Here is a 1,298-nt window from a genome sequence, read left to right as displayed (position 1 = left end):
GGGTATAAGTACTAAAAAGGTAAGTAAATTATTGGTGGCTAATCGTGGAGAGATAGCCATTAGAATATTGCGAGCGGCTAGTGAGCTCAAAATCAGAACAGTAGCTGTTTATACATTCGAAGATAGATATTCGCTGCACAGATATAAGGCCGATGAAGCCTACCAAATAGGAGAGGATCACGACCCTCTCAAGCCATATTTGGATATAGAGGAAATAATTGCTGTAGCTAAAAGAAATGGTGCTGAGGCAATCCATCCGGGATATGGTTTTTTATCAGAAAATGTAAAGCTTGCCCGTAGATGTAGAGAAGAAGGACTTGTATTTGTTGGGCCACAGCCCGAGGTAATGGAAAAGTTGGGTGACAAGGTAGAGGCAAAGAAAATTGCTATTGCAGCCAAAGTACCCATCATTGAAGATAGTCAGAAAAAGCTGACTACTGTTGATATCGCTTTAAGCGAAGCGGCAAGAATAAGTTACCCGATTATGGTAAAGGCTGCTGCCGGTGGTGGTGGTCGTGGTATGCGTGTTGTGCGCAACGACAAAGAACTAGAGAAAGCCTACCAGGAAGCAAAAAGTGAGGCTGCTAATGCTTTTGGTGATGACACCATTTTCCTGGAAAAATATATAGAAAACCCAAAGCACATCGAGGTGCAAATAATGGGTGATAATTATGGCAACCTCGTTCATCTATTTGAACGCGATTGTTCAGTACAGCGTAGATTTCAAAAAGTAGTAGAGGTTGCCCCATGTTCTACCATAGCACAGTCTACAAAAGATAAACTTTACGAGTATGCGTTGGCCATCACAAAGCATGTAGACTACAATAACGTAGGTACGGTTGAGTTTTTGGTGGATAAGGAAGAAAACATCTACTTTATTGAGGTAAACCCGCGTGTACAGGTTGAGCACACCATTACTGAAGAAGTAACGGGTATAGATATCGTGAGGTCACAGATCTTGATTGCTCAAGGTTTCAAACTTTCAGATCCACAGATATTTATTAAGAGTCAGGAAGATGTGAAATGTAATGGACACGCCATTCAGTGTAGGATTACCACTGAAGACCCTGTAAATAGCTTTAAACCAGATTATGGTACCATCATAGCTTACAGAAGTGCCAGTGGTTTTGGTATACGCCTCGATGCAGGAAACTGCTATGCAGGGGTCACAATTTCGCCATTCTTCGATTCTCTACTTGTAAAAGTTTCGGCCTGGGGCAGAACCTTAAAAGGAGCTTCAGAGAGACTGGATCGAGCGTTGAGCGAGTTTAGGATCAGAGGGGTAAAGACCAATATTT

1 protein-coding gene is annotated in these 1,298 nt (G+C 42.1%); it reads left to right on the top strand.

The genetic code is table 11. From position 1 onward, the window contains the following. Positions 1-4: 4 nt before the first annotated feature. Positions 5-1,298, top strand: a 1,294-nt coding sequence (locus E1176_RS00870) for an ATP-binding protein (protein ID WP_185152517.1), incomplete at its 3' end; no start/stop codon positions are given.

Source organism: Fulvivirga aurantia (assembly GCF_009711475.1).
GTDB classification, from domain to species: domain Bacteria; phylum Bacteroidota; class Bacteroidia; order Cytophagales; family Cyclobacteriaceae; genus Fulvivirga; species Fulvivirga aurantia.
This window is presented reverse-complemented; position numbering and strand designations above follow the sequence as displayed.